7 protein-coding genes are annotated in these 6,034 nt (G+C 64.2%); 4 read left to right on the plus strand and 3 right to left on the minus strand.

All coding sequences use genetic code 11. The features are described 5' to 3' along the window. The 4 genes from ADE01S_RS26425 (at window position 1) to ADE01S_RS26440 (ending at window position 3,453) form a co-directional block, all read left to right on the plus strand. Window positions 1-615: a nucleotidyltransferase family protein gene (locus ADE01S_RS26425; RefSeq protein WP_232482008.1), complete on the plus strand. Its 615-nt coding sequence runs from the start codon at window positions 1-3 to the stop codon at window positions 613-615. Beyond that, complete coding sequence (locus ADE01S_RS26430; RefSeq protein ID WP_062684742.1) at window positions 603-1,166, plus strand: M48 metallopeptidase family protein; 564 nt, start codon at window positions 603-605, stop codon at window positions 1,164-1,166. Before ADE01S_RS26425 ends, ADE01S_RS26430 begins: the two co-directional genes overlap by 13 nt. Before the next feature lie 343 nt (window positions 1,167-1,509). Further along, window positions 1,510-1,932, plus strand: a complete 423-nt coding sequence (locus ADE01S_RS26435; protein ID WP_062684743.1) for a tripartite tricarboxylate transporter TctB family protein — start codon at window positions 1,510-1,512, stop codon at window positions 1,930-1,932. 12 nt (window positions 1,933-1,944) lie between these two features. Then, a complete protein-coding gene (locus ADE01S_RS26440) occupies window positions 1,945-3,453 on the plus strand; it encodes a tripartite tricarboxylate transporter permease (protein ID WP_062684744.1) in 1,509 nt (502 codons plus the stop codon). Between the two features lie 109 nt (window positions 3,454-3,562). Here the strand turns inward: ADE01S_RS26440 and purF are convergent, their stop codons facing one another. The 3 genes from purF to ADE01S_RS26455 form a co-directional block, all read right to left on the minus strand. After that, window positions 3,563-5,083 (minus strand): amidophosphoribosyltransferase, encoded by a 1,521-nt coding sequence (purF, locus tag ADE01S_RS26445; RefSeq protein WP_062684745.1) that lies wholly within the window; start codon window positions 5,081-5,083, stop codon window positions 3,563-3,565. A 30-nt stretch (window positions 5,084-5,113) separates the two neighbouring features. Next, window positions 5,114-5,602 (minus strand): CvpA family protein, encoded by a 489-nt coding sequence (locus ADE01S_RS26450; RefSeq protein ID WP_062684746.1) that lies wholly within the window; start codon window positions 5,600-5,602, stop codon window positions 5,114-5,116. Next, window positions 5,602-6,034 (minus strand): SPOR domain-containing protein (locus ADE01S_RS26455; protein WP_174544500.1); only part of this gene is annotated, 433 nt, incomplete at its 5' end. The genes ADE01S_RS26455 and ADE01S_RS26450, both read right to left, overlap by 1 nt.

The following is a 6,034-nucleotide window of genomic DNA, read 5'->3' on the forward strand; positions in this document are numbered from 1 at the left end:
GTGCCGGCCACGGCCGAGGCGTCGCACGCCGAGCGCTTGCGCGCGCTGGTTCTGGCGCATGCGCCGCTGATGCGCTGGCTGCGCGCGGCGCGCGACCACGGCCCGGCCGGCGGCTGCATCGCGGCCGGCGCGGTCCGGTCGCTGGTGTGGAACCACCTGCACGGCTACCCCGCCGGCAGCCACCCGCCGGCGGACCTCGATTTCGTCTATCACGACCCCACGGACCTGTCGGCCGGCCATGAGGACGGCGTCGCCCGCCGCCTGCGGGCCGCGGCGCCCGACGCGCCCTGGGAAGTGGTGAACCAGGCGCGCGTGCACCTGTGGCGCCGTGACAGCCGGGGAGCGCCCCCGCCCCCGGCCGCGTCGCTCGCGGCGGGCATCGCCGCCTGGCCCGAAACCGCCACCTGCGTGGGCGTGGCCCTGGAAGGCGACGACGAGCTGCGCATCGTCGCGCCGCACGGTCTGGCCGACCTGTTCGCGCTCGTGCTGCGGCCCAGCCCCGGCGCCGATCCCCGCGCCTATGCCCAGCGGCTGGCCGACAAGCGCCATGCCGACACCTGGCCCCGCCTCACCGTCATCCCTCCCGCCCTTTCCCGACCGCCGTGCCGCCCCTGAAATACCTCACCGGATATCCGGAATCGCTGATCCTCCAGGCCCGCAAGCTGCTCGACCAGGGCAAACTGGGCGCCGCCCTGCTGTCCCGCTACTCCGCGGGCGCGCACGGCGTGCGTACCGACCGCGCGCTCTACCAGTACGTGACGGACCTGAAGAACACCTATATGCGCAACGGCGACCAGATCAACAAGGTCGCCTTCGACAGCAAGATCCACGTGATCCAGCACGCGCTGGGCCAGCACACCTATATCTCGCGCGTGCAGGGCGGCAAGCTCAAGGCCAAGCACGAGATCCGGGTGGCCACGCTGTTCAAGACCGTGCCGGCCGAGTTCCTGAAGATGATCGCGGTGCATGAACTGGCCCACCTGAAGGAAAAGGACCACAACAAGGCCTTCTACAGCATGTGCCTGCGTATGGAACCGAACTATCACCAGTACGAGTTCGACCTGCGCCTCTACCTCACGCACCTGGAAGCGACGCGGCAACCCCTGTGGGATCCGAAGGCGAATGCCGACGCGACGGATATGGCACCGGCCGGAAAAACCGATTAATTGTCGGGCGCATTCAAAATAGAAATCCTGAATGAATTCTGAACACAATCTGACTTCATTCTGAATGATTTCTTAAATACATCTGACGATATTCTTAACGACAGCTGAATAATCCATTTCAGCGGTGCAAACATGTTGCGGCCCTAGGGTTAGCGAGCATGAAAATCCGGATTTATCGCCGCGCGCCGAAAGCGGACTGAAAGTGCCCGTTATTAGACTCTCTCAGGCTTTTGTAAGGGGCTGGAATCGCCCTTTCTTGCAAACGCATTCTAATAACGAGGAGAGCATGGTGCTTCAAGAAAGCAGCAGCAATATAAATACGGGAAGGGGTTTTCATAGGCATATGAATAACCAGAATTTCGTCCGCGGCGCATTCATGATGGCGTTCGCCCTTATATTCGGAGTCACATCACTCAAATATCAAGTCGGGACCTTCTCCCGCGGCGGGCCGGGCCTGTTTCCGCTGATGGCAAGCTCGGCGCTGTTCGCCATCGGCCTGATCACGGTAATCGCCTCGCTCTTCACCGAGCCGGTGCCGATGAGCCACAGCATCAAGAACATTTCCATCATCATGCTGAGCCTGGTGGGCTGCGCCGCGATATCGGGCGCGGTGAATATGGTCGTCGGGATCATATTCCTGGTTTTCTGCGCCTCGTTGGCGGCCACTTCGTATTCGACCCTGAGAAACTTGAAGATATCAGGAGGGCTGATTGCCGTCGCCTTTGCGTTCAAGAGCTTTCTCGGCCTTAACCTGCCTTTACTCTGACGAGCATACGCGATGGATATCCTGAATAATCTGATGCTCGGCTTCGAGCATGCCCTGACCTGGCAAAACCTGCTGTATTGCGCGATGGGCTGCGTTATCGGCACCCTGGTCGGGCTGCTGCCCGGACTGGGCCCCCTGTCCACGATCAGCCTGCTGCTGCCGCTGACCTATTCCATTCCCACCGGCGGCGCACTGATCATGCTTGCCGGCATTTATTACGGCGCGCAGTATGGCGATAGCGTGAGCGCCATCACCATGAAGATTCCGCATGCAAGCAGTATCGTCGCTTGCATAGACGGCTACCAGATGAACCTGAACGGCAAGACCGGTCTCGCGCTGTTCACGGCGGGCGTCTCCAGCTTCATCGGGGGCACGGTGGCCATCGTGGTGCTGTCGACCATGACGCCCATCCTGGGCGAAGCGGCCTTCCTGTTCGGGCCGGCGGACTATACCGCGTTAATGCTGATGGGCTTTTTCTGCGTCAGTTTCGTCAGCAGCGGCAATATGCTGACCGGCCTGGCAATGGCGATCGTGGGCGTGCTTCTCGCGTCGATCGGCACCGACGTCAATAGCGGCACCGCGCGTTTCACCATGGATTTCGCCTTCCTGCAGGACGGGATCGGCCTGATCAGTATCGCGCTGGGCTGCTTCGGCATCGCGGAAATCGTGAAGAACCTGGATAATCGCAACGAACTCACTCCCTTCAACGGCAAAATCAAACTGATGCCGACCTGGGCCGAGTTCAAGCGCATTATTCCCAGCGCCCTGCGCGGCAGCGCGATCGGCGCGGCACTGGGCATCCTGCCCGGCGGCGGCCCCACGATTGCGCAGTTCGCCGCCTATGCGGCCGACAAGCGCTTCAGCAAATACAAGCATGAGATGGGCCATGGCGCGATCGAAGGCGTGGCCGGGCAAGCCGCCGCCGACGAAGCCGCGGCCCGCACCAGCTTCATTCCGCTGATGGCCATCGGCATCCCCGAGAACGCGGTGATGGCCCTGATGCTGGCGGCCTTCATTATCAAGGGCATCCAGCCCGGCCCCAATATGATCGGCACCCACCCGGACCTGTTCTGGGGCCTGGTGGCCAGTATGTGGGTAGGCAACTGCTTCCTCCTGCTGCTGAACGTGCCGCTGGTGCGCTATTGGCTGTCCGTATTCAAGATTCCCTACACGGTATTATTTCCGTCGATTTTGTTTTTCTGCATTATCGGCACGTTCAGCATCAATAACAGCCTGGACGATATTTACATTACCGCGGTATTCGGACTGATCGGTTATGCATTCCTGCGATTGGGCATGGGCGCCGCGCCCTTGATGCTGGGTTTCATCCTGGGCCCCATGCTCGAAGAGAATTTCCGCCGGGCGATGCTGCTCAGCCGAGGCTCCTTCGATGTCTTCATCACGCGGCCGATCAGCGCCACCCTGCTGGGCGTGATCGGACTGGTGATCGTCTGGAAACTGGTCGTGTTCGTCCGGACGCTCAGGCAACCCAAGATGGCGGCCGCCACGCAGCAGCCCTGACCGCCGGGGCCGGCGCCCCCTCCTTCCTGGAGCGGGCGCGCCCGGAAACGCCGGCCAAAAAAATGCCGTCCTCGCGGACGGCATGTTCACTCTCCCCGCGGAGACGAGCTCAGGCGTCGTTGGCGGCGTAGCCCATGTTGAACTGCAGGCCGCTGGCGCCGCCTTCCTGGCCGGGTTCGCTGCGCGACTGGCCCAGGCGCGCCAGGTACTCGGCGGTGATGTCGCCCGTGACGTACTCGCCGTCGAAGCAGGACGCCTCGAAGCGCGAGAGCTTCGGGTTGATGTCGCGGACCGACTGCTGCATGTCGTGCAGATCCTGGTAGACCAGGTTGTCGGCGCCGATCGCGCGGGCGATTTCCTCGTCGCTGCGGCCGGTGGCGATCAACTCGCTCTGCGTGGGCATGTCGATGCCGTACACGTTGGGGAAACGGACCGGAGGCGCGGCGGAGGCGAAGTACACCTTGTTGGCGCCGGCGGCGCGGGCCATGTCCACGATCTCGCGGCTGGTGGTGCCGCGCACGATGGAGTCGTCGACCAGCAGCACGTTCTTGCCCTTGAACTCCATGCCGATGGCATTGAGCTTCTGGCGCACGGACTTGCGGCGCACAGCCTGGCCCGGCATGATGAACGTGCGGCCCACGTAGCGGTTCTTGATCAGGCCTTCGCGGTAATCCAGGTTCAGGCGCGCGGCCAGCTGCATGGCGGCCGGACGCGAGGAATCGGGAATCGGCATGACCACGTCGATGTCGCCCAGGCGCATGTTGCGCGCCACCTTGTCGGCCAGGTACTCGCCCATGCGCAGGCGCGCGTCGTAGACCGACACGCCGTCGATCAGCGAATCCGGGCGCGCGAAGTACACGTACTCGAAAATGCAGGGCACCAGCTGGGGATTCTCGGCGCACTGGCGGCTGACGAAACGGCCGTCCAGGTCGATGAACACGGCCTCGCCCGGCTCGACGTCGCGCACGAAGGCGAAGCCGCTGCCTTCCAGCGCCACCGATTCGGAAGCGACCATCCACTCCACGCCCTCTTCGGTTTCCTGGCGGCCGATGCACAGCGGGCGAATGCCGTTGGGATCGCGGAAGGCCAGCAGGCCGTAACCGGAAATCTGGGCCACCACGGCGTAGGCGCCGCGCACGCGCTTGTGCAGGGCCGACACGGCGCGGAAGATCGCGTCGTCATCCAGCGAGACGCCGCTGGCCGCCGATTGCAGCTCGTGCGCCAGCACGTTCAGCAGCACTTCCGAGTCGGAATTGGTGTTGATGTGGCGACGGTCCACGCGGTACAGGGATTCACGCAGCTCGCGCCAGTTGGTCAGGTTGCCGTTGTGGGCGAACATGATGCCGAACGGCGCGTTGACGTAGAACGGTTGGGCCTCTTCCTCGCTGGCGCTGGAGCCCGCGGTGGGATAGCGGACCTGGCCGACGCCGGACGTACCCGGCAGCGCGCGCATGTTGCGCGTACGGAAGACGTCGCGCACCAGGCCGTGAGCCTTGTACATATTGAATTGGTTGCCTTGCGACGTCGCGATGCCCGCGGCGTCCTGCCCGCGGTGCTGCAACAGCAGCAAGCTGTCATAGAGCAGCTGGTTGACCGGCCCGCGCCCGATGACCCCTACGATTCCACACATGGTGAGATTTCCTGGTTGATTTGAAGCTAATCAATACGGCAGCCACGTCGCCAGGGACGGCGGCAGCCACGTCTTGATATGTTTGATGGCCTCGATGGCCGAATGCGAAAACATGGCGTCCTTCCACCACGGCTCTTCCGGCAGCGGCGTGTAGCCCGCGGCGGCGACCAGCGCCAGCACGATCAGCAGGCCTCGCGCCAACCCGAACATGCCGCCCAGTCCGTGGTCGGCGGGGCTCAGGCCGGTACTGCGGATCAAGGCGGCAAGCGTCATGTTGACCAACCCCACGCCAAGCAGCACGATGATGAATACCGCCGCGTACGAAACTCCCATGCGCAGCAGCGTCGTTTCAATATAGGGCTCCAGCCAGGCATAGACCGTGGGGCCCCACCATATCGCGGCCACGAAGGCCAGCAGATAGGCGACCAGCGACAGCACCTCTTTGAGCAGGCCGCGCACCAGGCCCAGCACACCCGATACCGCCAGGATGGCCAGCACGACGAAGTCGAAGCCGGTCACTATTGGGCGGCAATGAAACCATTGTCATAGCCCAGGGTGCGCAAACGCGCCTGGGCCGCCTGCGCCGCCTCGCGCGAAGGGAACGGCCCCACGCGCAGACGGTACTGCTGCTTGCCACCGATCGTGGCCTGCTCTACGAATGCATTCGTCACCCCGGCCTGGTGCAGCTTGCTGCGACGCGACTGCGCGTCTTCCGAGGTCGTGTAGGCGGCGATCTGAAGCACGAAGTTGCCCTTGGCGGCCGGCTTGGGCGCGGGCGCCGGCGTGGCGGCGGGCGCGGCGCGCCCTTCCAGCAGCGCCAGCGCGCGGGCGCCGTCGTCGGAGCGCGTGTCCGGCTTGGGCGGCGTCGCGGGCTTGGGGTCGGGCTTGGCCGGCGGCGTGGCCGGCTTGGGCGCGGTGGCGGGCGGCGTCGTCGGCTGCGCGGCCGGCGGC

The sequence above is a fragment of the Achromobacter denitrificans NBRC 15125 genome (genome assembly GCF_001571365.1).
GTDB classification, from domain to species: Bacteria; Pseudomonadota; Gammaproteobacteria; order Burkholderiales; family Burkholderiaceae_B; genus Achromobacter; species Achromobacter denitrificans.